This is a genomic window from Chitinophagales bacterium (genome assembly GCA_019638515.1).
In the GTDB taxonomy this organism is placed as follows: Bacteria; Bacteroidota; Bacteroidia; order Chitinophagales; family LD1; genus UBA7692.
The window spans coordinates 22,351-48,097 of sequence record JAHBTS010000002.1; the positions used below are offsets into that span (position 1 = coordinate 22,351).

A 25,747-nucleotide genomic window follows, 5' to 3' on the forward strand; every position below is an offset into this window, starting at 1 on the left:
ACTTTTTTCTGCTATTGAAAACTTTGATTCCAACAGATTGTTAAGATTTAGTAGGTAACTTTTACCAGCCTCAACTGGTTGCGCAAATAGCTGGGTATGATGGCTTCGTTTGGTGCTACTTGCTTGCCTGCTTTGGGCAGCAACATTACATCGCGGCTTTCTTGAAATAGAAGTGTGCTATTATTTACTTTGCCATTGCTGCTTAAAACATATTCGTGCAAACTTGCGGCAGTTGAAATCTCATCTAAATACAAAAAGCGCAGTTTGTCTCTTTCATTCAGTAATAAGAAAGAAGAATAGATGCCATTGTCTTCTTCACTGCCTTGTTTTTTGCGCATTACGGCTCGCCAGTCTAAAGAACCATCGGGTTTTAAACTAAGAGCAATAATATCGTTGTACTGATAAAAACTTATACGCTGTATGGAATTGAAAGTAGGAGAGAACTGTGAATTGAAAATTGTTTCGCGAGTATCTTTGATAAGAGATTCTGCAACGATGGCTGCGCCTCCATCGTTTCGCAGCATTACTTTTTTTATACTGAAAGTATAGAGTTTAGGCTCTTGATTTATTCTTCCGGTAAGTTCATTCATAAATCCTGCATCGAAGTTGCTGTACTTTACAGTATTAAGTGTGCCAGAATCTGCTTGCAGCGAAGTGAAAAAAAAGCCATAAGCGGCAGCCTCGTTATTGGTTACTTCATCATCGTAAAAACCAGAAAGTATCACATTGTTGTTGATGTTGTCTGCCTCAAAGTAAAATTCGCCAAATAGGTTTCGGTCTATTTTAATTTGAGTTTCGTAAGCATCTTCTACTTCGGGAACCAATTTGTATATTGTAAAGTTTTCGGAGGCTGTACGGTTGTTGGTTTCTTTTGTGTTTAAAAATGCAGCAAAGGCATTGCCGTTGTTGTCTATTGCAAATTTTGCTGTTTCCATTTCATTATCGGGGCGGTTGAGCTGTAGCTTGCGGGCATATACTTTGTGTAATGCGCGATCTACGCATACAAAGAGTACGCTTTCTAATTTTTCTTCGGTGAAGTATGGATAATAAAAAAGTGTGTACTGTTGATTTAGTGATTGCTTTATACGCAAATTGGTGCTGGCAAAATCGGGTTTGTCGAATATACTGTCTATTACAACTGGCTTTCCGTTTTCAATAAACCTGCTGCTGAGGGGTTGCCCAATAAGTGCTGTGGCTGTTTTATCGCCACTTAAATAAAAAACCGTAGCACCGGATTTATTAAGTTGAACATGCTGCAACAATCCACTTTGGTTTTTAAACTCTATGGTGCGAGTTGCTAAAAGTTGTAAATCATTGCTAAAAGACTGTAGCACATCGGTACTTCCAAAAAGCCTTACCACATAGCCATCTTGGTTTTTTCCTATAATCTTGAATCGCGATGCTTTTGATGTGAGTTTGGTTGGAGTTGAAACATCAATTAATGCTTGTGCAAATTCTATTTTAGGAAAAAAAGTAAAGAAAAAAGCAAAGGAAAAAAGTAAAGGTTGAATATAGTATCTCATGGTAGGTCTCCTGTTTCTATCTGCAGCCAATTTTCTTCAAAATTCAAGTTGTTGTAGTTAATTACTTTCCATTCGCCTTTGTTGTATTCAAGTGCGGTTAGGTTTTCTACCCAATCGCCTGAATTTACGTAAGTAACCGATCCTCTATCGGTTCTAATTACCTTTATTCCCGGCATGTGCGAATGTCCGTTTATTACAAAATCGTAGCCGTTTTCTACTGCAATTTCGGCTGCGGTAATTTCGTAGTTGTTCAGTTTTTTTACCCCGCTTTTGGTGGCGCGCTTTATATGTTGGCTAAAGGTAGATTTTTCTCTGCCGAGCAGGTCTAAGAAGAAATTTACCAATTTATTCAGCAGTATTAAAAGTTCATAACCTATACTGCCAAGTTTTGCCAGCCACTTGCTTCCGTGTATAGACACATCAAAAATATCGCCATGGAAAAACCAATGTTTTTTTCCATCTAACTCCAACACCAATTTGTCGTCTAATACAAAATTACCAAGATGCAAGCCACTGTATTTTCGCAGCAGTTCATCGTGGTTTCCGGTGAGGTAATACACCATTTTTCCGCTGCTCACATACTTGAAAATACGCTCTAGTACTTTGGAGTGTGCAGAGGGAAAATAGTAGGAGCGGAATTGCCAAATATCAATAATATCACCATTTAGAATTAAAATTTCAGGGTCTATACTTTTAAGGTATTGTAGTAATTCTTTGGCACGGCAACCCACAAAGCCCAGATGTACATCAGAAATTACACAAATTTGAACCTTGCGTTTTGCCATAAGTGCAATATAGTAATAGAACCGAATGCAGCAAAAATTGTATTTGTACAAGAACTAAAACACTAATTGCTCTTAGCACACAATTGGTGGATAAAAATTGTTTATGATACAAGGTTGAAAAAACATTTTCGCTCCCGACTTTGAGAAATTCAACAGCGTGAAACAAGTAACCACCATTAATTCCCCTACTGTATTTGAGTACGATTTTGTAACTAAAGACGTACTCTCCAATGCCTATCATATTGAGCTTAGAAAAGATACGCTTTATTTAGCAATGGTGTTAGGCAATAACTACGGTAAAAAAGTACAAATGCAGGTAGCTACCGTGGAAGAAACTATTGAATTGCATGGCATTGTTTTAGCTATGAATGAAACTACTGTTTTTTTGAAAGGTGGAACTAAAATTCCTATTCATGTTATTTCAGAAGTAAAAGTATATTAGAAGAAACCTTCTTGTATTTTTCGCGTAAGTACTTAGGAACCTTATAGAATACTTATGCTTTTAGCCGCTACCTCAAAAATTGAAAAAGAATTTATTGCTACTTGTAATTTCACTAATGGAAGAATTGCACTTTCAAAAGAAGAAAGCAGACAAAACGACCGTAAGTTGTATTGTGCCATGTTGCTTGGCAATGCCTTTCATGGTAAAGTGAAAATTCAATTTTCTACCACAGAGGGTAGGCGCACCGTAGAAACTACGGTATGGGCTTTTACCGATAACTTTGTAATGTTGAAAGGTGGTGTGTTTATACCCACCGAGTCTGTAGTTTCGGTAGAGCTATAATCAATACCTTTTACTTATGGCGCTCCAGCAAAGAGTTTTCTACACGACCTTTGCGGAATACTTGTCGTCCTTTATTCACTCCTTTGCGTAATTCGCGTTGGTGTTCTTCCGGTAAGTGCAAAGTGTTTTTGCAATCGGTAGAGCAGCAGCCTTCAAACTTTTCTTTACAAGCCGGGCATTGAATAAACAACAAATGGCAGCCATCGTTGGCGCAGTTGGTATGTGTATCGCAACTGGTGCCGCATTGGTGGCAGTGTGCTACAATTTCGTTGCTAATACGTTCGCCCAAGCGTTCGTCAAACACAAAATTTTTACCCTTAAATTTATTCTCTAAGCCTTGTGCTTTTACTTGTCTGGCATATTCAATGATGCCGCCTTCTAATTGATAAACATTTTTAAAGCCTTTGTGTTTGTAGTAGGCGCTTGCTTTTTCGCAGCGGATGCCTCCGGTACAATACATAATGATGTGTTTATCTTTATGTGGCTCTAAAATTTTTTCTACCAGCGGAAGTGCTTCTTTAAATGTATCTACATCGGGCAATATGGCATTTTCAAAATAGCCAACTTCGTGCTCGTAGTGGTTACGCATATCCACAATAATGGTATCGGGCTTTGAAGCTAATTCATTAAATGCGGCTGCCTTTAGGTGAATGCCTTTATTGGTAACATCAAAGGTGCTGTCGTTTAATCCATCGGCTACAATTTTGGCGCGTACTTTAATATCTAATGCAAAGAATGATTTGCCATCGTCTTCCACTGCAATATTTAAGCGTATGCCTGATAAGAAATCAATACTGTAAAGGTAATTCTTTAGCGATTCAAAATTTTCTGATGGAACAGAAATTTGCGCATTTACTCCTTCGTAACCTACGTAAATTCTACCTAAAACTCCGAGCAAATCCAATTGTTTGTAGATGGTGTTTCGGAATAAATCCGGATCGGTAATTTTAGCGTATTGGTAAAATGAAAGTGTAGTACGCGGAGTACTGTCGTTCTGTATTTTTTCTTTCAGAACTTTTCTGTTGAATTTATTGTGCAATTGCATGTTGCATCACTTTTTGTGAAACGCAAATATATAGATAACTGCCTATTTTTAATGTAAACTTAGCAGTATTTATGCCAGCAACATGGGTAAAACTGCCAATCCATAAAGCAGAATTACACTTTCTAAAACCACATTAAACTTAGCTGAAGCATCGTTGGGTTTAGCATTCCAAATGGTGATGGCGGAAAATGCTAATAATGAAATTCTAATTACAGTGGTGATTACATGAGTTTCAGAAAAGAGAAGAGAAACTGCGCAGCATAACAAAAGGAGTATGCTCAGTTGCTTTAGTTTTGTTTCTCCAACTGAAAGTAAAAAGGAGCGATGTTTTTCTTCAACATCTAATGCAGCATCTCTTAAATCGAAAGACATGCTGAGTGCGGCAATTAAAAAGAAAACCTGCATGAAGAAACTGATGAAGGCTGTTGTTTTATTGAATCCACATGGAAAGGCAACCGTTGCCAAGCTCCAATTGGCTCCAACCACAAAGTGTTTCAACCAATAAATATCGCGGAGGCGTTTGCCATCTTTTTTTAGAGAAATAGGAATGAAGTAAAGAAAAGTAAGGGCTGCCAATGTTGCTAAAACAATAAGCTGCTGCACAGAAACCATGTGGCGAAATTCTAGCAATAAACCAAGTGCCAGCGATGCTGCACCAATTAAGGCAATTGAAATAATTGCAAAGTTTTTGGGTAGGGAAGAAGCGCCTTCATTACTGTGTTTAAACACTAAACGCGAGCGCATGGTTAAGTATGCCAATGCGGTAAGCAAGGCAGAGAAAGCTCCGGTTAGGCATGCCTGTAATTCGCTACACTTTACAATAAACAAGGTGTTGAGCGTTAGGCTGAATGCTGCTGCGGCAAGTAAGAGTAGGTTTATCCAAAACAAGATTGCTATTTTACTTAATGCAATTTAATGTTTTGAATTTGAAGTGTTTTTTTACAAAATTTTCAACACGATTTTTCCAAATTGTTCTCGCTGCTCCATTCGCTCAATTGCTTTTTGTGCTTTTTCCATTGGAAAAACTTCATCAATAATTGGCTTGAGTTGATGTGTGTTTACAAAGTTTACCATGTTTGCAAAATCTTGGTTGCTGCCCATGGTGGAGCCTAAAATATTGAGCTGCTTCCAAAATATTTTTTGAGGATTTAGTGCAGCAATATTGCCGGTGGTACCTCCGTAAAACACAATGCTTGCTCCGGGATTGGCAATATCAATGAGTTTTGGAAATCCCTCTCCGGCTGCACTATCTATAATAATATCGAAGCCGCCATACTCTTCCAATAATTGCTTGTGCCAGTTTTCTTGCTTGTAATTTACTCCGGCAATTACTCCTAAATGAATGGCCTTTTTAATTTTGTCTTCGCTGCCTGAAGTTACGAATACTTGTGCGCCTGCGGCAACTGCAAATTGCATGGCAAATAGCGCCACGCCTCCACCTATTCCGGTAATCAATACTTTTTGCCCTGCTTGGCATTGGGCGCGGCTAAATAGTGTGCGCCATGCGGTTAGTCCTGCAAGTGGGAGGGCTGCTGCTTCTTCGTGCGTCAAATGTTCGGGCTTAGGTGCAATATTATTTTGTGAAACGGTTACATACTCTGCAAAGGTGCCATTATCCGGCAGGCCGAGAATTTTGTAGTGTTTGGATTGCACTTTTTCGTTTTCGCCCCAATGGCAAGAGGGGTTTATTATTACCTCTTTTCCAATAAGATCAAATGAAATTCCCTCGCCTGCGGCTTCTATAACTCCACAGCCATCGCTACCCAAAACAATGGGGAATTTTAAACCTGCATATTGCCCCTTTTGTATCCATAAATCGCGATGGTTAAATGCTGCGGCATAAACTTTTACTAAAACTTCGCCAGCCAAAGGCATTGGCTTTTCTATATCTTCAATAGCGAAAGATTGGAGTTTATCTTTTAATAGTACTGCTTTCATGGTTAATAGTATTTACAATTTTCAATTTCAAGAATAATATCTTTTCCGTATGCAGTGGCGGGAGTTTGGTAGCCTATTTTAAACTGGTTGTTATATACTTTTTTTGCAATAAGTGCAGTAGTGAGCGCTGTTAGATGATAGCCTTCGGGAGTTTGCAGCCGCATTTCAATTCTATTTCCATTGGAGTTTTCTACACAGCCCCAAAAGTAACTTCTTCCTGCTTCGCGCTGTTGGGCATTGGGGCCGGGAGGGCGTTTGTTTACCTGCTGTTTTAAAAAGTTTTTTACAAAAGACAGTTTGAAGAGCCAACGGAGGTAGTTGGAGCGTTTCATTTGTGAAATAAGTGAAGCGGGGGCGCTCATATATACTTGAATATTAGGAATGCCGGTGCTGCTATATGCGGTAGAAATATCGCCCCAAGGAATTGTAACTGCTGTTGTTTTGAATGAGCCAAAATCAACTTCTCGCACATGGTATGCGGCTGCTACCGATTGTAGTTTTCCGTATTGCCGTATGGTGCCGCCTTCTCCTAAATTTTCAACCATTGTTTTGGCGGTGCCTCTGCTAAATCCGCCTTTTAGAGCTGCAAACGCCAATGATAGGTATTGTGCATCGGGCATTTTTTCTTTTAGTGCATTGGCAAGGCAATCGGATGGTACTACATCGAACCCAACTCCGGGTAGCACCATAATACCAGCCTTTTGTGCTGCGGTATCTTGTGCTTTACAACCTTCAAAGACTTGGTATTCGCCTGTTATGTCTAAGTAGTGCGTTTGGGTTGCTATGCAGGCTTGCAACATTTTTTCATAGGTGTGAATAAATGGGCCTGCTGCATGAATTACTATTTTACAATTGGCAAGTGCACTTTTAATTGCTTCTACATCATGCAGTTGAAATGCAATGGTTTCTAAAGCGTATGTTTTACCTAACAGTTGCAGGACGTTGATATTTCTTCCTGCCAGCACAGGTTGTATGCCTTGCTTTAGTAATGTTTGGATAATTAAATTTCCGGTATAGCCGGTAGCGCCATAAAGCAAAACTTTCTCTTTCATTTTTTTTGAATGGATTCTAATAGTGGCAACTCTAAATTACGAACAAAACTTTCTTCTAGCGAAATTAGAGTTTCTGTGCGGTTAATGCCTTCTATCTTTTGTATTTTATCGTGCAGCACTGTTCTTAGGTGCTGTGTATCACGGCAATGAATTTTAATAAATAAACTATAGTTTCCCGTGGTGTAGTGGCAACTTACAATTTCAGGAATCTTTTTCAATTCTTTTATTACGCCATCGTACATATCGCTTTTGTTGAGGTACACACCAATAAACGCAGTGATGTCGTATCCCATTTTGGGTAAATCTATTTGCACCTGAGGAGCCCTTGCGATGCCGTATTCCGTAAGTTTTTTCATGCGTACATGCACCGTGCCTGGCGAAACATAAAGTTCTTTAGCTATTTCGGTAAAGGGTGTAAAGGCATCTTTTTGTAAGATATTTAATAGTTGAATATCGGTATTATCAATTTCGTAATCTACATGTCGTTTTTCCATCTTTAATTATTGTTTTTATTTTAAAATGCTATTTATTTTGAATGAAATGTAATAATTTGTTGATTTTGAAACATTTCTTGCAAAGAAACGAATATGATTTTATATTTGCAACACGTTCTTAAAATTGTTGGGTGATGGAATTAGGCAAACATGCCCACCGGTCTCGTGGGTGAGGAAAAAGGTATAAACCCGGCAAGCGTTGAAGTTGCTTCAACGCTTGCTTTGGCTAACCGCCTCTTGCAGGTTCGAGTCCTGCTCCAACAGCAATTTTTTTACTATGGATATGGATAAAGTTTGGTTCTTATTGTTAGCAAACAGTTTTTTAACTGCATGGTGGTTTCGTAAAATAATAATACGCATAGTGCTGTTTCGCGCTGTGTTTCCGCAAAAGGTATAACTCCGGAAAGATTTTCGTTCGTTCTGTCCGTTTTGTTAGGCTGTGAAATTTAAATGTTTCGCAGCCTTTATTATTTTCGGCTGGCTTGAAATAAAAATGGCTAAGAAGAAAAAGTTGCCGCCTTCCGGTGCGCTAAATACTAATGTTTTAAAGATGTTTATGATGGGTGCTGCCAATCCGGCAGGCAGTAATAAAACCTTTTCGCATAGTGCCGATGTTGTAGATTTGCATATTGAACAAAGCGCTGTAAAATATAAAAAGATTGATGCCACAGAGGCATTGATATTGCAATTGGAGCAGGTTGAAAAGAGTATTGATGCCGCTATTGCATCGGGCAAAATGGAAATACGCGTAATACACGGTTTAGGAAAAGGTAAGCTGAAGGAAGAAATTCATAAAATGCTCAGGAAACATCCGCACGTTTGCAGTTTTGAAAATGATTACACACCAAGCTATGGTTGGGGCAGTACGCTCATAAAATTTTACTGATGAATCTGCCGTATAATTACATAGCAATTGAGGGCAGTATTGGAGCAGGGAAAACAACTCTGGCTTCGAAATTAGCACAGGATACAGCTGCCATGCTGCTACTCGAAAAGTTTGAAGACAATCCTTTTCTCCCTAAATTTTATGCCGATCCACAACGTCATGCTTTTTCGGTAGAGCTATATTTTACGGCAGAAAGATACAGGCAGTTGAGTCAGTTTTTAGCCGCAAGTAGCGCATCGCTTTTTAATACACTTACGGTAAGCGATTTTATTTTTCAAAAAAGCTTGGTGTTTGCCGGCACTAATTTAGATAACGATGAATTGAAGTTGTATAGAGTGTTGTTTGATATTATGTTGCCCACATTGCCGCAGCCCGATATTGTTTTTTATTTGTATGCGCCCATAGATGAACTGTTGAAAAATATAAAAAAAAGAGGTAGAAGCTATGAGCAGCATATAAAGGGCGAATATCTGGAAAGTATTCAGCAGGCATATTTGAGCTACTTTAAACAAATGCCCGATTTAAAAGTAGTACTCATAAACACACAGCGCTTCGATTTTGTTGGAAGGGCAAACGATTATTCCTTCTTTAAGGAATTGATAAACACTCAGTTTACAAAAGGAATTACAGCCATAGAATGATTTTTCTTGAAACTGCATTGGCGTCTCCTCCGCTTCAAACTATTGAGCATGCTGCATTTGAGGCTGCTTGTTTGCAAGTTAAGCTACTTCGTTTAGATACAATTCATCCGGTAGTAAATGGCAATAAATGGTTTAAGCTAAAGCACAATCTCCTCTTTGCTGCAAGGCATTCGTATAAAGGTATTCTTACATTCGGAGGGCAATACTCAAATCATATTCATGCTGCCGCGGGAGCTGCTAATTTGCTTGGAATGCAAAGCGTGGGAATTATTGCAGGAGCCAATGCGCACAAACTTACTCCAACTTTACAATTTGCATTGGAGCAAAACATGCAATTGCATTTTGTGAGTCGCCATACTTACCGCGCTAAACACGAACCGGAACAAATAAAAGAGTGGCAACAATTGTTTCCCAATTACCTAATTGTGCCTGAGGGTGGAACCAATCTGCTAGCCGTAAAAGGAACATCAGAAATTTGTACGCTTATTAAAGAACCCTTTGATTATGTTGTAACTGCTTGTGGCACAGGCGGCACTTTGGCCGGATTAGCCAATAGTGTAGAAAAGCACCAAACAGCCATTGGCATTTCGGTATTGAAAGGAGACGATTTACTTACGCCTGCTATTGAAACTCTTATTGGTTCAAACAAAAATTTTCGTGTAATTACAGGTTATCATGGTGGCGGGTATGCAAAAGTTTCACCGGAGCTAGTTTGCTTTATCAGAACTTTTTATAGCCAAACAGGAATACTATTGGAGCAAGTGTACACCGCCAAAATGCTTATGGCTGTTATTGATTTGGCAAAACAACACTTTTTTAAGAAGAACAGCACCTTGGTTTTGTTGCATACGGGTGGTTTGCAAGGCTTAGACACATCTATTGTAAGCATTTAGTTTTGGAATATCGGTTGTGTTTTTTCTAAAACCTTTTACTGTGGCGGGTTCTGAATGTTTTTCATGTAATGGAAGAGGCAAGTGGGTTGCAAACAGCATAACCTTACTTCTACGGCAATGCACTAAAAAAGGTTACATCTAATTATCTTGAATGCACGGGTTTTAAAACCAATAAGTTATTGATTATCAATTGTATTTGTTTTTAATTAGTGAAATAACAAACTCAACAATATGCTTAATGTGTAAAACACAAGGGGTGTTTGGCAACCTATGTTTGCATCATGTAAACGATATTGTTTACAGGGCACAAAAAAATCTGAATTATGGAACTATTATTTGCAATCCTTATCTCGTTCGCATTGGGTGGAGGCGATGGCGCTAACATTACCGGAGGTTATGGCGATCTTTTCTACAAAGATTTAACTGCCGAAGAGCAAAAGAAATTTGATGAGATAACCATTACCGGAGGTTATGGCGATCTTTTCTTTAAAAACTTATCGGATGCTGAGCAAAAAGAATTAGCAAAACTGACCATCACCGGAGGCTATGGCGATTTGTTCTTTAAAGATGGCGCCAACATTACCGGAGGTTATGGCGATTTGTTCTTAAAAACACTCGAGCAATTGAGAGACGAACAGAAGTAAGATTTTAGGGGTAATACAGAATGAAAAAAAGCGGGTCGAATGGCTCGCTTTTTTCGTTTTGATATAGGTTATATTAAGAATCTTCCATTTTGGTAAATCAGTTCTCCATCGGCATAAATTTCGCCTCCGGTTTTCATGTCGGTAATCATATCCCAGTGAACGGTACTTTCATTTTTTCCTCCGCATTGCTGGTAACTTTGTCCGACAGCCATGTGTATGCTTCCTCCAATTTTTTCATCAAATAAAATATTGCGGGTGGTGCGTTGTATGTTAAAGTTGGTGCCAATAGCCACTTCGCCCCAAAATTTTGCACCGGGAACGGCAAATACTTTGTCTAATACATCTTGTCCTTTTTCTGCTTTCCATGAAACTATTTCGCCATTCTTTACTTCAAGCGAAATGCCTTCTACATCTTTTCCCATATAAATGGCAGGGTAGGAGAAATATACTTTACCATTTACACTGTCTTCAATCGGTGCGCTAAAAACTTCGCCACTGGGCATATTGGCGCGGCCATCGCTGTTTATCCATTTTCTTCCTTTAACCGAGAAGGTAATATCTATATTAGGTCCTTTATAGTGTACTTTGTCGGCTTTGTTTAAACGTTCAACATAAGCTGCTTGTGTTTGGCGCATTTCTAACCATTTGCTTACGGGGTTTTCCTCATATAAATAGCAAGATTGGAAAACAAACTGTTCGTATTCCTCTAAGCTCATTTCTGCATCATCTGCTCCGGCTTGGGTTGGGTATTGGCATAAGCAGCGCCTCATGCTTCCATTGCCTGTGCGTTCAAAATATAGTCGGTTTAAATCCTTTTGTGCCTCTTGGAAAATCTTGTATTTCTCGGCATCCACTACTTCTTTTTCATCATCGCCTTTTGTAAAGGGCGCACGGATATTTAGGTAGCAATCGAAGGTTTCAAATGCAACTTTGCGCATAGGGTTTATCCATTGCAACTGATGCTTTTCTCCGTATTGGAGCACATTTACATCGGTAAGGTTTATATCAATACTAAGTGCAGGATGTCCACCTGCTTTGTAAACTTCTTTGAGTACTTCCTTTAAGAGTGGCTCTGCTAAGTACGAAGAGGCAATGTAAACGGTATCGTTGGGTTTAACTTCTAAGCAATAATTCACTAAAAGTGATGCGTATTTTTCTAGAATTTTTTGTTCAGGCATTTTGTAAAAGATAGGCGGCAATGATACACAAAAAGGAAATATACGCGGAAGTAGGCTGTAAGTTATTTATGCAGTTTTATGAACCCAAAAAAAATCTTTCAGAATGAAAACCTTCTGTTTTCTTCGCACATCTTTTTAGTGTACGTATGAAGTTCTTACCATTGCTTGTTGCTTGCTTTTATTTAGGAGGCATTTCTGCACAAATTAGTTTTAAATTAAGTGTTGTCAATACCAATTGTGTTGCCAATGGTGGTGCAGCTTCGGTAGTGCTAGATACAGGGAAAGTGCAAAGTGTATTGTATCAATGGAGTACTGGCGGCAATGGCAGTTCAATAAGTAACTTAGCGGCAGGAAATTATTCGGTAACTGTTTTTAATAATGCAAAAACAGATTCTTCGGTTAAAAGTTTTGTGGTAAACAATGCGGCTACTATTCTTGTTTCAACCCTACCGCAAGATACTATTTGTGCGGGAACTACTGCTGTTTTAGAAGCAAGTGCATTACCAGCGGGCGGTACATTTACTTGGAGTGGAGGTGATTTATCGGCAGCACGTACTAAAGATTCAATTCATGTACAGCCCAAAGCAGAACAAACTTATACGGTTACATATAATAGTAGTACATGTTCGGGCAGCACTACCGTAAAAGTAGTGGCAAGCCCGGTGAAGGCGCAAATTGCAGGTGTGGCACAGCCATCTTGTGGTTTGGCAAATGGTTCTATTACGGGAGCTGGCTCTGCATTTAAAGCTACTTTTACATGGTGGAAAGATGGGCAACCATTTGGCGCCAATGCTTCTATTTTAAGTAATTTGAAAGCTGGAAACTACACGTTTGCTATTTATGATGGCGTTACCGGTTGCAGCGATACTATTAAAAATATTGTGCTTGCCGATAATACTACTTATGCTTCATTAACGGCTCTTGCTACAACGCCCGATAGCTGCTTGGCAGCTCAGGGAACTGCAGCGCTTACGGTTACCGGAGGAAGCGGTAATTATACCTTTAAGTGGAGCCATTCAAATACAGTTACTGGCAGCAGTGCATCAAAACTGGCAAAGGGAAATTATAGAGTTACGGTGAGCGATGGGGTTTGCACTCCTTTTGATACTGCTATTACTATTGCCGGTCCCGATTCTGGAATTGCTGCAGTTACTTCGGTTGTAAACGACAACTGTAGTAAAGCAACAGGTAGCGCTACGGTAGTTGCTAGTGGAGGAACAGTACCATATTCATATTGGTGGAGTAATGGAGGCACTCTGGCTACTGCCAATAATTTATTGGGAGGCAATAATTATGATGTTACCATCACCGATGTGTTGGGATGCTCGGTAGTTACTTCGGTATTTGTTGGTGACATTGCTGCTCCGGCATTGGTGTTTTTTCCTTTTGATTCTCTTTGCCCCAACGCCAGCAATGGAAAACTGCAATTAAAAGCCAGCGGAGGATTGCCGCCATATCAATATCAATGGCAACACAATACGGCATTAACTGCTTCTATTGCTACCAATTTGGCTCCGGGTACATATAGCGCCACTGTTACCGATGCAGGAAATTGTACGGCTGTGGCTCAAGTAACTATTGCCGCTTTTGATAATCCTCAAATAGACTTGGGTAACGATACTTCAATTCTTAAAGGCGAAATTGCCACTTTGCAGTTAAAAACTACATTGCCGATTACTGGCGTAAAGTGGAGTCCTTTTACTCAATCGGCAGAAAATCAGGTAACCGCTTATACCAAGCCGGATAGTACCACAACTTATACCGTATTGGTTAGTTATGGAAACAATGGTTGCCTCCTCAGCGATACTATTACAATTCAAGTTTTAAACGAAGCGGCAGAGGTGATTGTGCCTAATATATTTACGCCCAATGGCGATGGTGTAAACGATTATTTTTATGTTTCTTCTAAAGCCATTAAACAATTTAATGTAAAAGTATTTGACCGTTGGGGAAACAATGTGTTTGAATCTTTTGATGCTGATTTTAAATGGAATGGACACAATATGGCAGACGGTACAGAGTTGCCTAATGGCGTATTTACTTATGTGATAGAATTTGTGGCACTTAACAACAATAAGCGTGAGTTGCTGAAAGGCAGCATAACCTTACTTAGATAAAAAGAGAAAGCCGGCACAAAGTCCGGCTCCCACTCACTCATTTCTTTAACTATTACTTTTTCATGTTGTTTTCGTAATAAAGTTGCGCTTCTACTTCCATTGCAGCTCTGTATTCTGCTTCAGAAAATGTTCGGTACTTATCGTCCGATGCAATTTTGGCCAACTCGTTGTACTCTGTGCTGCCCGGTTTAATGTCGAATGAAGTGTCTTCTTTGCCAATGCCGATGGCGAGGATAAGGGAAAGTAAAATTTCCATAGGTTGTTAGTGTTTTGGTTCGCTAACTATTTACGGCATCATTAAAAAAAGGTTACAGCCCAATAAGAATTTTATTTTAGCACTTATCTTATGAAAGAGCTTGCAGCCATTATTCAATCGCTTGATAAACGTGAATTGGAGGTTTATTCCAAGCTGTATCGCAGCGGCAATAAGAAGGATCCCAATAAGGCAGAAATGCTTTTTGATTACTTACTGGAGCATAGCAATACTACTAATACTGAGGTGGCAGCAGCACTCTTTGCCAATTCAAAAAGCAGTGTGTCTGCACTTTCGCACTTAAAGAAAAAACTGCACAACCAACTGAGTGTGGTATTGATTGCCATAGATGCAGAAGATGAAACCGATGCAGGCAAAGATGCCGATTACAATACGGCATTAAGAATTGTAACAAGGAAGTATTTAGAACGAGGAGTCTTGGTTAAAAAGAAAGTCAATAATGCTGCATATTCTCTTTCTGAAGAAATATATAAGTACGCCAAGGAGTATGAAATATTTCACTTTTGGGCAATCTCACTAATGGAGGTATTAGCATCCAATGCATCTAAGGGAGAAAAATATATCACTGCCGTAAGCAAAGAAATAGACCATGCTCTTAATTGTTTTTTGAAATTCTATAAAGGCGATATGATGCTGTGGGAACTTACACCTGCCATGTATTTAAAAAATAAAGAGGCAGAGTTTATAGATAGAGCAAAGCAGATTGTAGCTACTTTAAAAGAGTACACCAAAGAAACACAGTCCGACACCATACTCATGAATCAATTGGAGGGGCAAATGTTTTTGGCGGAATTTGAAAGAAAACCCAAGGACGCACTAACCTATGCAAGAGAAAAGTACGAATTAGTTACTACCTCTAAAGCACTCAACCGAAAAGGAATAATACGAGCATCGCGCAATCAATTGATTATTGCGCTCATTAACAATGGTGAATTTGAGGAGGCAGATAAATGGGCTTATACTTACCTGCACGAAATTCCACCACAAACGATTATAGTTTATGCCGACAATGCTTTTAGAGCAGCCTTGTTTAGTAGGAGTTTCAAACATTGTGAAGAGTATTTGAACTTATACAAAAAAAGCCCGCGTTTTAATAAAGAAGAAGCACTCACCACACAGTATTATTTTTACAGAGCAGCGCTGGCTTTCTATCAGCGAGATTTTGACAATGTGTTTACACATACTGCCAACACAGGATGGATGATTCGAGATAAAACAGGTTGGGGTTTAGGAGTAAAACTTATTGAAATTTTAGCCTACATAGAATTAGGGCAAACCGATATGGTAATGTATCGCATCAAAGCGCTTTGGCAATTGCTTTTTCGCAACCAGAGCAAAAATATAGCACGTATAAAAACGGTGTCGCACCTACTGTATGCGCTACTCCAATCGGGATTTAACTATAGGAAAGTGGTAGAAAAAGAGAAAAACAAAATGGCAGAACTGCGCGATGGAACAGGTGTTTTTTACTGGGATCCTACAGGTTACGAAATTGTGCGCTTCGATTGGTGGCTAGACGAAAAAATGAAACGTACTCGATAAAACTTCAACTAAAATTTAAACTATTATTTACAACCAATGAATTATTTGCAATACGAATTTTTTACATCCAATAGTGAAGAGCAAGAATTGATAATGGCGCTGCTATCGGAACTTAATTTTGAAGGATTTGAACAAACCGATTTAGGTGTGTTTGCCTTTGTACCGCAAGAAGCAGTTGCCGATGGCGAAGTGCGCTTAATATTGAACGAAAACAATCTTTCGCATATTCAGTTTGCCGTTACTGTAATTGAACCTAAAAACTGGAACCATGAATGGGAGCGTAATTTCTCTCCGGTGATTATTGGCGGTAAAGTAGGTATTCGCGCCCCATTTCACGATAAATTGAATACCGATATAGAGTTAATTATTGAGCCTAAAATGAGCTTTGGCACAGGGCATCATGCCACCACCTCGCTCATGATAGAACTGTTGCTTGAAATAGATTTGCAGAACCAAACTTTGTTAGATATGGGTTCGGGAACCGGAGTGCTTGCAATCTTGGCAAGTAAACTCGGAGTAGCAAAGCCGGTTGCCGTAGATCACGAAGAGTGGGCCTATGAAAATGCAATTGAAAACGCAGAGCGCAATGCTGCGGCTATAGAAGTTCACCGAGCCGATGCTTCCACAACATTCAATAGCGGATTTGATGTTATACTAGCCAATATCAATCGCCATGTAATCGAAAGCAATCTGCATCACTGGTTGCAATTACTTAACGGCAATGGTAAAATAGCTTTAAGCGGCTTTTTAGAAAGCGATATTCCGGCTATTCGCCAACTGGCAACAACTTTAAAATTGCAAGAATTACAATGTAAACAAAAGGGAGAGTGGATTGCAATGCTGTTTCATAAAATGTAAATGTTCATTAACTTCAAACCAATAAAACCCAAGGTATGAAAAGGTTGATGTGTTTAGGCAGTTTGATACTGTTGAGCGTAGTATATGTTGGTGCGCAAAACCCGCGCGAAACATCTTCGCGCTATGTTGCCAATGGCGATATGCAGTTGAAAATGGGTAATGTGGAGCGGGCAATTGCAGAATATAAAATGGCAATAGAAACAGACCCAACCGCTGCCGAAGCATACATGAAACGAGCCAAGATTTATGCAGTAATGGGACGCAACGGAGAAGCCATGCAAGACTATAATGTCGCCATCAATATCAATCCAAACGCTGCCATTTTTTACGATGCACGTGCTAAGTTAAAAGCACTTATTACCGACTACGAAGGTGCTCAAAGCGATATTGAAAAGGCCTTAAAACTAGAACCATTCAATAGAATATTTGTGGAGCACAAAGCAGATATAAATATGTCGAAGCAAGACTATGCAAGTGCATTGAGTGATTTAGAACAGCTCATTGATAGTAATCCCAACAATGAAGATTTTGCCTTAAAAAGAGTATGGTTTGAAATGCAAGCGCAAGACTTTACTAAAGCTCAAAGCCATATTAACGATTGGTTGAAGCGCAATCCCAATTCCATAATTGGTATAAATCTAAAAGCACTTATTCTTAGTGAACAAGGACAGCACCAGGCCGCCCTTTCGCTACTTTCAAACATCATACAGTTAAAACCCGATATTGATATTTCATACATTATACGAAGTTTAGTTTACACACGCTTACAAAAAAAGCAAGAAGCACTCAGCGATTTAAATAAAGCCATTCAGTTAAATGCCACATGTTCGTATGCGTATTTTAACCGTGCCGTATTGCAAAGGCAACTTGGCTATATTGATGCTGCTGAAAGTGATTACACACATTTTATAGCTCTAGATTCTACTTATGCTGAAGCATTCTTAAACAGAGGTTTCGCACGAAAACTTTTAGGCGATTTCTCAGAGGCAGCAAGCGATTATCAAAAAGCAATACAAACCGATCCAAACAATGCCAAAGCGTGGAATGCACTGGCAAATATTAAAGTGTTGTACGGCTATTACAAACCTGCAATAGAAGATTATACCAAAGCAATAGACCTTGCACCGGACGATGCCTCCGCATGGTTCAATAGAGGTATAGCACAAATTTTAAATCATAATGGAAAAGACGGTTGCAGCGATCTCCAAAAAAGCCAACAACTGGGCATTCCGCAAGCCGAAGAGTTTTTACATTCATTTTGCTACAACTAATTATTACAATGGAAATAGTTTTTGCCACCGGCAATGCTCACAAAGTCTATGAAATTCAAGCACTGTGCCCATCTTACATACAATTGAAATCGCTAAAGGAGATTGGCTTTGCCGAAGAAATACCCGAAACTTCGCCCACCATTGCAGGCAATTCTTTGCAAAAGGCAAACTATATTTTTGAAAGAATACAACAAGCCGTAATAGCCGAAGATACAGGATTAGAAGTAGAGTATTTGCAAGGATTGCCCGGTGTAAATACAGCACGCTATGCAGGCGAAAATGCTACTGCCGAAGATAATATCCAAAAGCTTTTACACGCATTGGGTAATCAAAAAAATAGAGCTGCAAGGTTTGTAACTGTTATCACTTTTATTGAAAGAAGTGGCGTTGTTCATCAATTTGAAGGCACTTGCGAGGGCGAAATTCTTTTGCAAAAAAGCGGAAGTGAAGGCTTTGGATACGACCCTGTTTTTCAACCCAAAGGCAGCAGCCATTCATTTGCACAAATGAACCTTAGCGAAAAGAATACATACAGCCACCGTGCCAAAGCATTCCGGCAATTTCAAGCCTTTTTAGCCAACTTGTAATCTTGTCTATTTTAGTGTAAAGCGCAATAATGTGTGTTCTAAATATTTAGAGCGCTTCTTTTTTGAAAATCTCAAAAATGTTCTTCCATTTGCTTAAACAAACGGATTTAAAACGAAAACAAAAAACATGGCTTTAACAAAAAAACAATTGGCAGAACTTAGTTTCTCGCAAAGTGTATCGCACTATTTCGATAAGGCAGCGCCATTCACAAATTGCCCCGAAGGTTTATTGGAGCAAATAAAAGTTTGCAACAGTATCTATCGCGTAAACTTCCCCGTAAAATGGGGTAAGGAGGTGAAAGTAATAGAAGCATACCGTGTGCAGCATAGCCACCACCGCATGCCCACCAAAGGTGGAATAAGGTACAGTGTTCATGTAGATCAGGATGAAGTAATGGCATTGGCAGCTTTAATGACCTATAAATGTGCTATCGTAGATGTGCCATTTGGCGGAGCAAAAGGAGGCATAAAAATTAGTCCCCGCCAAACCCCCGAAGAAGTATTGGAAGCAATTACCCGTAGATATACTTATGAATTGGTAAAGAAAAATATGATAGGACCCGGATTAGATGTACCAGCTCCCGATTACGGTACCGGAGAACGCGAAATGGGTTGGATTGTAGATACCTATGCTTCGCTTAATAACAATGAAGTGGACGCCTACGCTTGCGTAACCGGAAAACCAATACATTTAAATGGAATTAAAGGTAGAACCGAAGCTACAGGCAGAGGCGTAGTGTATGCGCTCAACGAAGTTTGCAGTTACAAAGACGATATGAAGGCACTCGGGCTTTCTACAGGTTTAGAAGGGAAAACCGTAGTAATTCAAGGGCTTGGAAACGTAGGATTTAATACCGCTAAGATTATTGTAAGATACGGTGCGAAAATTGTAGCTATTGCAGAGAATGAAGGTGCCATCTACGATCCAAAAGGATTAGACCCGGAAAAAGTATTGGAGCACCGCAAGGCAACAGGTAAAATAACCAACTATCCGGGTGCAAAAAATTTGAAAAACAATACCGATGCATTAGAGTTGGAATGCGATATCTTAATTCCGGCAGCACTCGAAAAGCAAATTACCGGAGAGAATGCTGCAAGAATAAAAGCAAAGATAATTTGCGAAGCAGCCAACGGCCCTACCACTCCCGAAGCCGAAGAGATTTTGAATAAAAAAGGCGTAATGATTATTCCCGATATTTATGCCAATGCAGGTGGTGTTACGGTGAGTTACTTCGAGTGGTTAAAAAACCTGTCGCATGTGCGCTTTGGCAGAATGCAAAAAAGGTTTGAAGAAGATACCCAACAGAATATTATTCAACTAATAGAAGACCTTTCCGGCAAGAAGGCAACGCCCGCACAGATTAAAGGTGTAATTAAAGGAGCAGGCGAGGTAGATTTGGTAAACTCCGGATTAGAAGACACCATGATTTCTGCCTACCGCGACATTCGAGAATTTAAACGCAGCAATAAAAAAATTCACGATTTGCGTACCGCAGCATTTGCGCTTTCAATAAATAAAATCAAGAATGCGTATGCCGCTTTGGGTATTTTCCCATAATGTAAAAATGATAACATTTTGTGCTATAAGCATACAGGGTTGATGATTCAACCCTTTTTTATTTTGTACTATTACAGCTCAATTTTGCAGTATGCAATTCGATAAGAAAAATCTTAGCAACGAAGAACTGATTCAACTCTATAAACTCATACTAAAACCAAGGGTAATAGAAGAGCGCATGTTGAAACTACTGCGCCAAGGAAGAGTAAGTAAATGGTTTTCGGGAATAGGGCAGGAGGCTATTTCTGTAGGGGTTACTGCTGCCTTAGAGCCTAATGAATATGTGTGTCCGCTGCACCGCAATCTTGGAGTTTTTACCACGCGCGGTTGTGATTTACAGCAGCTTTTTGAGCAGTTTCAAGGAAAGGAAAATGGATTCTCGCAAGGGCGTGAGCGCAGTTTTCACTTTGGCACCAATGCACATCACATTGTAGGAATGATTTCGCACTTAGGACCCCAGCTTTGTGTGGGCGATGGCATTGCTTTGGCAACACAGCTTAAAAAAGAGAAAAAAATAACAGTTGCTTTTACTGGCGATGGAGGCACCAGCGAAGGCGATTTTCACGAAGCCTGCAACATTGCAGCGGTTTGGAATTTACCCATTATTATTCTTATTGAAAATAATGGTTACGGACTTTCAACTCCCGTAAGCGAACAGTTTAAATGCACACATCTTGCCGATAGAGCCATTGGCTACGGCATGAAAGGCATTACCATAGATGGCAATAATATTTTAGAGGTTTACCACACCATTAAGCAACTACGCGAAGAAATGTTGGAGAATCCACATCCGGTATTGTTGGAATGCGTTACATTTAGAATGCGAGGACACGAAGAAGCAAGTGGTGTAAAATATGTACCCAAAGAACTATTTGAAATTTGGGAGAAGAAAGATCCGGTATCGAATTATGAAAACTGGCTTATTGAAGAAGGAATTATTTCGCCCGATTTTCCATTGATGTTGAAGGATGAAATGGATGCAGAAGTGAGATTGGCATTTGATAATGCCGATCGCCAACCGGAAATATCTGCCAATACAGCAAAAGAAGAAAGTGAAGTGTATAGGCCGTTTTCACCTTCGGCATCCACACTTTTGTTATCGCCACTTATGGCAGCTTCAACCACAGATATGCGTTTTGTAGATGCAGTTTCCGATGCACTAAGGCAAGCTATGCAACATCATCCTAATTTGGTAATAATGGGGCAAGACGTAGCAGCGTATGGAGGTGTTTTTAAAATTACCGAAGGTTTTGTAGAAGCATTTGGAACAGAGCGTGTGCGCAATACTCCATTGTGCGAGAGTGGCATATTGAGTGCTGCGCTTGGCATGAGTGTAAAAGGTATGAAAAGCGTGGTAGAAATGCAATTTGCAGACTTTGTTTCTACAGGTTTTAATGCCATAGTAAATAATCTTGCCAAGAGCTATTGGCGCTGGGGACAAGCTGCCGATGTAGTGGTGCGTATGCCAACAGGTGCGGGCGTTGGAGCAGGGCCGTTTCATTCTCAAAGTAATGAAGCATGGTTCTTTCACGTACCGGGATTAAAGGTAGTGTATCCATCTTCTCCATTCGATGCCAAAGGATTGCTTTGTGCTTCTATTGAAGACCCCAATCCGGTAATGTTTTTTGAACACAAAGCACTTTACCGAGCTATAGAGGGTGCAGTGCCACAAGAATACTACACAATAGAAATAGGTAAAGCAGCACTGCTCCAAGAAGGCACCGATGTGAGTATTATTACTTATGGAGCAGGTGTGCATTGGGCCTTAGAGGAAATAAAAAGCAGAAGTACTGCAACTAGCATAGAATTGCTAGATCTGCGTACGCTGTTGCCATTCGATAAAGAAGCAATTGCCGCTACCGTAAAGCGCACAGGAAAAGTATTGATATTGCATGAAGATACACTTACCGGAGGTATAGGAGCAGAAATTGCTGCATGGATAAGCGAAAATTTGTTTGAATTCTTAGATGCACCTGTAATGCGTTGTGCATCTTTAGATAGTCCGGTTCCGTTTGCTATTTCTTTGGAGAAAAATTTTCTTGCAAAAAGTCGCTTGAGCAGCACTATTGATACATTGCTGAGCTACTAAGTACCCTTGCCTGTTTTTGCTTTTAAAGAACCATTTGTATCTTTCGCTAAATCTTATCCATTGAAAATAGTACTATCTGCTATTGCATTGCTTATTCATTCCATAGCGGCTGCACAGGTTGATTTTTTAGAAGGTAAAATAGTGGATGCCGAAACTGGCTTTCCGCTTTCGTATGCCAATGTGTTTATTCCTTCAACTAAAGAAGGAATGTTTGCTAATGACGAAGGCTTGTTTAAGGTGAAAACTGAGGGCTTGAAAGACGAAGACAGTATTTGGTTTTCGCACTTAGGTTACGAACATACACGCACTACAATTGGGGTATTTAAAAGCAATGGGAATACGGCACATGTAAAACCTACACAGTATAATCTAAGCGAAGTGGTAATTACGCCATTAGATGCCAAAACCATGCTGCAGAATGCCGTAAAAAATGCAAAAGAAAATTATCCGAGCGACTATTCTAAAACCCGCATGATGTTTAAAGATTTTAGTAAACGCAGCGGGCATCGCAGCCATTATTTTTACTTCGATTTAGATGCTTACATTCAAACATACCAAGGCAAAAAATTGAATGTTTTTTCAAAAGTATATAAACATGAAATGTACGATAAAAAGGGTGAATTCGCTGTAAGCATGAAGCCCACCGATATTCTGCAAATTGCAATGGTTGAAAATACTTTCCGTGAAGAAAAATTAAAGGATTTTGAGTTTACTTATTTAGGAAAAACAACTTATGAAGGTGCAGAATTAGATGTGATTGCATTTAAGAGTATTCCAACTAAGAAAAACAATTTTGTTTCCGTAAAAGGAAGAACTTTTATTACCAAAGGTGAAAAAGCAATTCAATACGTTGAATTCAATATTAAAAGCGAGCGCTCTAAACGCTTTATGCTGGTGGCTAAAATGGATACACTAAATGTGCTTGTAAAGATTGCTTTTAGGCCAGTAGAAAATCAGTTTGTAATAGATTATGCTGTGCAAACTACTTATGCCAAAGGCACTTTGTTTGGTAAGCAGGAAAGTTTAGTGTATTCCACCACAGTTAAAGCATTTTCGCATCAATTGCATTTACAACCAAGCGAAATCTACTCCCGCAAAGAAGTAGAGGAAATCATTAAAAAGGAAAAACCTAAAGACATTTCGCTGCTAAAGGAAGATCCGGATATGCAGTTGCAGTAGCTATTTTAAATCGGCAATTGCCTTTTTTAAGCGTTCTTGCAGCGTATTGCTAATAGGTACTAAAGGCAATCGCAAGTTGCTTTCGCAAACGCCTAATACTTCTAAAGCATATTTTATACCTCCTGGATTTCCTTCGGCAAAAAGCATATCGGTAATGTCGTTTAGTTTGTAATGTAGTGTTCTTGCTGCTGCAAAATCGCCACGCAAGCAGGTGCGAACCATTTCGCTAAAAATTTTGGGAAATGCTTGGCCTACCACAGAAATTACCCCATCAAAGCCATACGCTATTAAACCTAATGTTATGTTATCGTCTCCGCTGATGAGTAAAAAATCTTTTGGGCAATTTTTTGCCAATTGCATGGCTTGTGCAAAATCGCCAGCAGCTTCTTTAATACCTAATACATTAGGCACTTCGTTGGCAATTTTAATGATGGTAGATGCCAACATATTCGAGCCTGTTCTGCCGGGAACGTTGTATAAGATGATTGGTTTGGGCGATGCCTTTGCAACTACTTTATAGTGCTCTATAATACCGTTTTGTGTAGGCTTATTGTAGTATGGACTTACACTTAGTACGGCATCAATTCCGGTAAAGTCTTGTGCTTCTAAATCTTTTACTATTTCAGCGGTATTGTTGCCTCCAAAACCTGCAACCACAGGCACTCTGCCGGCTGCTTGTGCAACTGTAAATTTTAGTACCTCTTTCTTTTCATCCTTTGATAATACAACAGATTCTCCGGTAGTGCCGAGCGAAACTAAATACTCTGTTCCGTTTGCAATATTTAATTCGATTACATTGGCTAAACCTTTAAAATCTATTGCGCCATTTTTGCTGAATGGTGTTACCAAAGCCACACCTGTACCTTGAAATTTTTTCATTATTTATTTTCTATTTTTTGAAGATATTGAATGCTGTGAGTTAGCAATTTTAGAAGTGTTTGGTTAGAGCCTGCAGTAGGCTTTATCATAAATTCAAATTGATTGGTTTTTGCCTCATCGAAATAACCGATTCTGCAAGTAGCTTTGCTTTGCTGTACAATAAAATCTAAGGTTAGGTTCTCGTGTTTATAGAATGCAAAAAGCATGTCTGCCTTTTGCCCCGTAAACTTATCGATGGCGGTACTCTTAGGCACAAAATGCCAATTGACATCTTTTGAAGTAAAGGAAGGAAGTGGATTATTGTTTTTTTCGTTTTCATTAAAAATAAGGCACGAAACCGATATGTTTTCTTTCTCTAAAGAACTAACTGCCTCTTGTATTTCGGCTGCTGTATGTGCTGTGGTGTTTGGTAATAAAATACATACCTGATTTATACTATTCCAGTTTAAGAGGCGGTGCTCTTGTTGCGGAATTTCTTTAAAAGATTGAAGGAAGAAAAACCTTCGTAACCGATACCACCAATTCATTACCCTGCAATATCTTCAGTTGTTTGCAATACATCGTAAACGCCCATGGCAGAGATTTTTTTTATACGTGCTTCTATGCGCTCTTCTGCTGTATATCCTTTTAACTCATCTAAATATTTTTGTATGGTTTTTTTGAGTGTTTTTGCCATTTCTTGTGGTTGACTGTGTGCACCACCAATTGGTTCTTTTATGATGCCGTCAATAATTTTATACTTCAACAGGTCTTGAGGTATTGGTTTTAATGCTTCGGCTGCTTTTTCTTTATGTTCCCAACTGCGCCATAAAATGGAAGAGCACGATTCCGGAGATATCACAGAATACCATGTATTTTCTAACATAAGCAAGCGGTCGCCAATGCCAATGCCCAATGCGCCACCCGATGCACCTTCGCCAATTACGATGCAAAGTACAGGAACTTTTAAGCCTACCATTTCAAATAGGTTTCGTGCAATAGCTTCGCCTTGTCCGCGCTGTTCTGCTTCGGCTCCGGGATATGCTCCGGGAGTATCAATAAGTGCCACAATTGGCTTGTTGAATTTTTCAGCAAGTTTCATTAATCGCAGTGCCTTTCTATAGCCTTCGGGGTTTGCCATTCCGAAGTTTCTGTATTGGCGCATTTTGGTGTTTATACCTTTTTGATGTCCAATAAACATTACTGTTTCTCCGTTTAAGCTACCTAAGCCGCCAATAATTGCTTTGTCGTCTTTAAAATGGCGGTCGCCAAAGAGTTCCACAAAGTTATCGCACATGTATTCTAAATAAAAAAGTGAGTATGGACGCTCCGGATGGCGGCTAACTTGAATACGTTGCCATACAGATAGGTTGGTATAAATTTCTTTTTGTTTCTCTTTTATCTTGGTTTCCAGTTCGCTTATCTTGTCGCTCATACTTATGCCGCTGCGCTGCTCTACTTGTTTAAGCTTTTCGCGCTCTTCTACTAATGCGGCAATGGGCGCTTCAAAATCTAAAAAGGTCATGTATATATGCTTGCTTTTTTATTGCT

At 39.4% G+C, this 25,747-nt stretch carries 26 protein-coding genes; 14 read left to right on the plus strand and 12 right to left on the minus strand.

Annotated elements, in window-relative coordinates:
* Window positions 1-47: 47 nt before the first annotated feature.
* Together KF872_03315 and KF872_03320 are read right to left on the minus strand one after the other, a co-directional pair.
* The gene (locus KF872_03315) at window positions 48-1,523 is read right to left on the minus strand and encodes a hypothetical protein (GenBank protein ID MBX2902562.1); all 1,476 of its coding nucleotides are present in this window, start codon (window positions 1,521-1,523) and stop codon (window positions 48-50) included.
* On the minus strand, window positions 1,520-2,308 hold the full coding sequence (locus tag KF872_03320) for a UDP-2,3-diacylglucosamine diphosphatase (GenBank protein MBX2902563.1): 789 nt from the start codon (window positions 2,306-2,308) through the stop codon (window positions 1,520-1,522). The genes KF872_03315 and KF872_03320 overlap by 4 nt, the downstream gene beginning before the upstream one ends.
* Before the next feature lie 157 nt (window positions 2,309-2,465).
* Between KF872_03320 and KF872_03325 the strand changes: the two genes are divergently transcribed.
* Together KF872_03325 and KF872_03330 are read left to right on the plus strand one after the other, a co-directional pair.
* Entirely contained in the window at window positions 2,466-2,750 is a 285-nt protein-coding gene (locus KF872_03325) for a hypothetical protein (GenBank protein ID MBX2902564.1), read from the plus strand.
* A 54-nt stretch (window positions 2,751-2,804) separates the two neighbouring features.
* Window positions 2,805-3,092, plus strand: coding sequence for a hypothetical protein (locus tag KF872_03330; protein ID MBX2902565.1), 288 nt, complete (start codon window positions 2,805-2,807; stop codon window positions 3,090-3,092).
* Window positions 3,093-3,102: 10 nt separating this feature from the next.
* Here the strand turns inward: KF872_03330 and KF872_03335 are convergent, their stop codons facing one another.
* The 5 genes from KF872_03335 to KF872_03355 form a co-directional block, all read right to left on the minus strand.
* Entirely contained in the window at window positions 3,103-4,137 is a 1,035-nt protein-coding gene (locus KF872_03335) for a rhodanese-related sulfurtransferase (protein MBX2902566.1), read from the minus strand.
* 69 nt (window positions 4,138-4,206) lie between these two features.
* Window positions 4,207-5,025: a hypothetical protein gene (locus KF872_03340; protein MBX2902567.1), complete on the minus strand. Its 819-nt coding sequence runs from the start codon at window positions 5,023-5,025 to the stop codon at window positions 4,207-4,209.
* Between the two features lie 51 nt (window positions 5,026-5,076).
* Window positions 5,077-6,075, minus strand: coding sequence for a zinc-binding dehydrogenase (locus KF872_03345; GenBank protein MBX2902568.1), 999 nt, complete (start codon window positions 6,073-6,075; stop codon window positions 5,077-5,079).
* A 2-nt stretch (window positions 6,076-6,077) separates the two neighbouring features.
* A complete protein-coding gene (locus KF872_03350) occupies window positions 6,078-7,127 on the minus strand; it encodes a saccharopine dehydrogenase NADP-binding domain-containing protein (GenBank protein ID MBX2902569.1) in 1,050 nt (349 codons plus the stop codon).
* Window positions 7,124-7,621, minus strand: a complete 498-nt coding sequence (locus KF872_03355; protein ID MBX2902570.1) for an Lrp/AsnC ligand binding domain-containing protein — start codon at window positions 7,619-7,621, stop codon at window positions 7,124-7,126. Before KF872_03355 ends, KF872_03350 begins: the two co-directional genes overlap by 4 nt.
* Window positions 7,622-8,114: 493 nt before the next feature.
* Between KF872_03355 and KF872_03360 the strand changes: the two genes are divergently transcribed.
* From KF872_03360 to KF872_03375, 4 genes are all read left to right on the plus strand, one after another.
* Window positions 8,115-8,507: a Smr/MutS family protein gene (locus KF872_03360; protein MBX2902571.1), complete on the plus strand. Its 393-nt coding sequence runs from the start codon at window positions 8,115-8,117 to the stop codon at window positions 8,505-8,507.
* The gene (locus tag KF872_03365; protein ID MBX2902572.1) at window positions 8,507-9,148 is read left to right on the plus strand and encodes a deoxynucleoside kinase; all 642 of its coding nucleotides are present in this window, start codon (window positions 8,507-8,509) and stop codon (window positions 9,146-9,148) included. The genes KF872_03360 and KF872_03365 overlap by 1 nt, the downstream gene beginning before the upstream one ends.
* A complete protein-coding gene (locus tag KF872_03370; GenBank protein MBX2902573.1) occupies window positions 9,145-10,041 on the plus strand; it encodes a pyridoxal-phosphate dependent enzyme in 897 nt (298 codons plus the stop codon). Before KF872_03365 ends, KF872_03370 begins: the two co-directional genes overlap by 4 nt.
* A 323-nt stretch (window positions 10,042-10,364) precedes the next feature.
* Window positions 10,365-10,685, plus strand: coding sequence for a hypothetical protein (locus tag KF872_03375; protein ID MBX2902574.1), 321 nt, complete (start codon window positions 10,365-10,367; stop codon window positions 10,683-10,685).
* A gap of 68 nt (window positions 10,686-10,753) precedes the next feature.
* On the opposite strand, the gene KF872_03380 is transcribed toward KF872_03375, so the two are convergent.
* Window positions 10,754-11,863, minus strand: a complete 1,110-nt coding sequence (locus KF872_03380) for an aminopeptidase (GenBank protein MBX2902575.1) — start codon at window positions 11,861-11,863, stop codon at window positions 10,754-10,756.
* Window positions 11,864-12,009: 146 nt separating this feature from the next.
* Between KF872_03380 and KF872_03385 the strand changes: the two genes are divergently transcribed.
* Entirely contained in the window at window positions 12,010-13,980 is a 1,971-nt protein-coding gene (locus tag KF872_03385; GenBank protein MBX2902576.1) for a gliding motility-associated C-terminal domain-containing protein, read from the plus strand.
* A 52-nt stretch (window positions 13,981-14,032) separates the two neighbouring features.
* Here KF872_03385 and KF872_03390 read toward each other — a convergent pair whose 3' ends face one another.
* Window positions 14,033-14,236, minus strand: a complete 204-nt coding sequence (locus KF872_03390) for a hypothetical protein (protein ID MBX2902577.1) — start codon at window positions 14,234-14,236, stop codon at window positions 14,033-14,035.
* Between the two features lie 90 nt (window positions 14,237-14,326).
* Between KF872_03390 and KF872_03395 the strand changes: the two genes are divergently transcribed.
* The 7 genes from KF872_03395 (at window position 14,327) to KF872_03425 (ending at window position 23,338) form a co-directional block, all read left to right on the plus strand.
* On the plus strand, window positions 14,327-15,796 hold the full coding sequence (locus KF872_03395; protein MBX2902578.1) for a hypothetical protein: 1,470 nt from the start codon (window positions 14,327-14,329) through the stop codon (window positions 15,794-15,796).
* 36 nt (window positions 15,797-15,832) lie between these two features.
* Window positions 15,833-16,654 (plus strand): 50S ribosomal protein L11 methyltransferase, encoded by an 822-nt coding sequence (gene prmA / locus KF872_03400; GenBank protein ID MBX2902579.1) that lies wholly within the window; start codon window positions 15,833-15,835, stop codon window positions 16,652-16,654.
* Window positions 16,655-16,689: 35 nt separating this feature from the next.
* Window positions 16,690-17,925 (plus strand): tetratricopeptide repeat protein, encoded by a 1,236-nt coding sequence (locus tag KF872_03405; protein MBX2902580.1) that lies wholly within the window; start codon window positions 16,690-16,692, stop codon window positions 17,923-17,925.
* A gap of 8 nt (window positions 17,926-17,933) precedes the next feature.
* Window positions 17,934-18,512 carry an RdgB/HAM1 family non-canonical purine NTP pyrophosphatase gene (rdgB, locus tag KF872_03410; GenBank protein ID MBX2902581.1) on the plus strand — a complete coding sequence of 193 codons (579 nt, stop codon included), beginning with the start codon at window positions 17,934-17,936 and terminating at the stop codon, window positions 18,510-18,512.
* Between the two features lie 127 nt (window positions 18,513-18,639).
* A complete protein-coding gene (locus KF872_03415) occupies window positions 18,640-20,070 on the plus strand; it encodes a Glu/Leu/Phe/Val dehydrogenase (protein MBX2902582.1) in 1,431 nt (476 codons plus the stop codon).
* A gap of 91 nt (window positions 20,071-20,161) precedes the next feature.
* Window positions 20,162-22,159, plus strand: coding sequence for a dehydrogenase E1 component subunit alpha/beta (locus KF872_03420; GenBank protein ID MBX2902583.1), 1,998 nt, complete (start codon window positions 20,162-20,164; stop codon window positions 22,157-22,159).
* Between the two features lie 60 nt (window positions 22,160-22,219).
* The gene (locus KF872_03425; protein MBX2902584.1) at window positions 22,220-23,338 is read left to right on the plus strand and encodes a carboxypeptidase-like regulatory domain-containing protein; all 1,119 of its coding nucleotides are present in this window, start codon (window positions 22,220-22,222) and stop codon (window positions 23,336-23,338) included.
* Here KF872_03425 and dapA read toward each other — a convergent pair whose 3' ends face one another.
* The 3 genes from dapA to KF872_03440 are packed head-to-tail and all read right to left on the minus strand — an operon-like array spanning window position 23,339 to window position 25,721.
* Window positions 23,339-24,217, minus strand: coding sequence for a 4-hydroxy-tetrahydrodipicolinate synthase (gene dapA, locus KF872_03430; protein ID MBX2902585.1), 879 nt, complete (start codon window positions 24,215-24,217; stop codon window positions 23,339-23,341).
* Window positions 24,217-24,744 (minus strand): hypothetical protein, encoded by a 528-nt coding sequence (locus KF872_03435; protein ID MBX2902586.1) that lies wholly within the window; start codon window positions 24,742-24,744, stop codon window positions 24,217-24,219. The genes dapA and KF872_03435 overlap by 1 nt, the downstream gene beginning before the upstream one ends.
* The gene (locus KF872_03440) at window positions 24,744-25,721 is read right to left on the minus strand and encodes an acetyl-CoA carboxylase carboxyltransferase subunit alpha (protein MBX2902587.1); all 978 of its coding nucleotides are present in this window, start codon (window positions 25,719-25,721) and stop codon (window positions 24,744-24,746) included. The genes KF872_03435 and KF872_03440 overlap by 1 nt, the downstream gene beginning before the upstream one ends.
* Window positions 25,722-25,747: the final 26 nt, after the last annotated feature.

Bases quoted from the DNA above. Each gene is read 5' to 3' on its own strand.
- KF872_03315 (MBX2902562.1), bottom strand. From the start codon at position 1,523: ATGAGATACTATATTCAACCTTTACTTTTTTCCTTTGCTTTTTTCTTT.
- KF872_03320 (MBX2902563.1), bottom strand. From the start codon at position 2,308: ATGGCAAAACGCAAGGTTCAAATTTGTGTAATTTCTGATGTACATCTG.
- KF872_03330 (MBX2902565.1), top strand. From the start codon at position 2,805: ATGCTTTTAGCCGCTACCTCAAAAATTGAAAAAGAATTTATTGCTACT.
- KF872_03335 (MBX2902566.1), bottom strand. From the start codon at position 4,137: ATGCAATTGCACAATAAATTCAACAGAAAAGTTCTGAAAGAAAAAATA.
- KF872_03345 (MBX2902568.1), bottom strand. From the start codon at position 6,075: ATGAAAGCAGTACTATTAAAAGATAAACTCCAATCTTTCGCTATTGAA.
- KF872_03350 (MBX2902569.1), bottom strand. From the start codon at position 7,127: ATGAAAGAGAAAGTTTTGCTTTATGGCGCTACCGGCTATACCGGAAAT.
- KF872_03355 (MBX2902570.1), bottom strand. From the start codon at position 7,621: ATGGAAAAACGACATGTAGATTACGAAATTGATAATACCGATATTCAA.
- KF872_03360 (MBX2902571.1), top strand. From the start codon at position 8,115: ATGGCTAAGAAGAAAAAGTTGCCGCCTTCCGGTGCGCTAAATACTAAT.
- KF872_03365 (MBX2902572.1), top strand. From the start codon at position 8,507: ATGAATCTGCCGTATAATTACATAGCAATTGAGGGCAGTATTGGAGCA.
- KF872_03370 (MBX2902573.1), top strand. From the start codon at position 9,145: ATGATTTTTCTTGAAACTGCATTGGCGTCTCCTCCGCTTCAAACTATT.
- KF872_03375 (MBX2902574.1), top strand. From the start codon at position 10,365: ATGGAACTATTATTTGCAATCCTTATCTCGTTCGCATTGGGTGGAGGC.
- KF872_03380 (MBX2902575.1), bottom strand. From the start codon at position 11,863: ATGCCTGAACAAAAAATTCTAGAAAAATACGCATCACTTTTAGTGAAT.
- KF872_03385 (MBX2902576.1), top strand. From the start codon at position 12,010: ATGAAGTTCTTACCATTGCTTGTTGCTTGCTTTTATTTAGGAGGCATT.
- KF872_03390 (MBX2902577.1), bottom strand. From the start codon at position 14,236: ATGGAAATTTTACTTTCCCTTATCCTCGCCATCGGCATTGGCAAAGAA.
- KF872_03395 (MBX2902578.1), top strand. From the start codon at position 14,327: ATGAAAGAGCTTGCAGCCATTATTCAATCGCTTGATAAACGTGAATTG.
- prmA (MBX2902579.1), top strand. From the start codon at position 15,833: ATGAATTATTTGCAATACGAATTTTTTACATCCAATAGTGAAGAGCAA.
- KF872_03405 (MBX2902580.1), top strand. From the start codon at position 16,690: ATGAAAAGGTTGATGTGTTTAGGCAGTTTGATACTGTTGAGCGTAGTA.
- rdgB (MBX2902581.1), top strand. From the start codon at position 17,934: ATGGAAATAGTTTTTGCCACCGGCAATGCTCACAAAGTCTATGAAATT.
- KF872_03415 (MBX2902582.1), top strand. From the start codon at position 18,640: ATGGCTTTAACAAAAAAACAATTGGCAGAACTTAGTTTCTCGCAAAGT.
- KF872_03420 (MBX2902583.1), top strand. From the start codon at position 20,162: ATGCAATTCGATAAGAAAAATCTTAGCAACGAAGAACTGATTCAACTC.
- dapA (MBX2902585.1), bottom strand. From the start codon at position 24,217: ATGAAAAAATTTCAAGGTACAGGTGTGGCTTTGGTAACACCATTCAGC.
- KF872_03435 (MBX2902586.1), bottom strand. From the start codon at position 24,744: ATGAATTGGTGGTATCGGTTACGAAGGTTTTTCTTCCTTCAATCTTTT.
- KF872_03440 (MBX2902587.1), bottom strand. From the start codon at position 25,721: ATGACCTTTTTAGATTTTGAAGCGCCCATTGCCGCATTAGTAGAAGAG.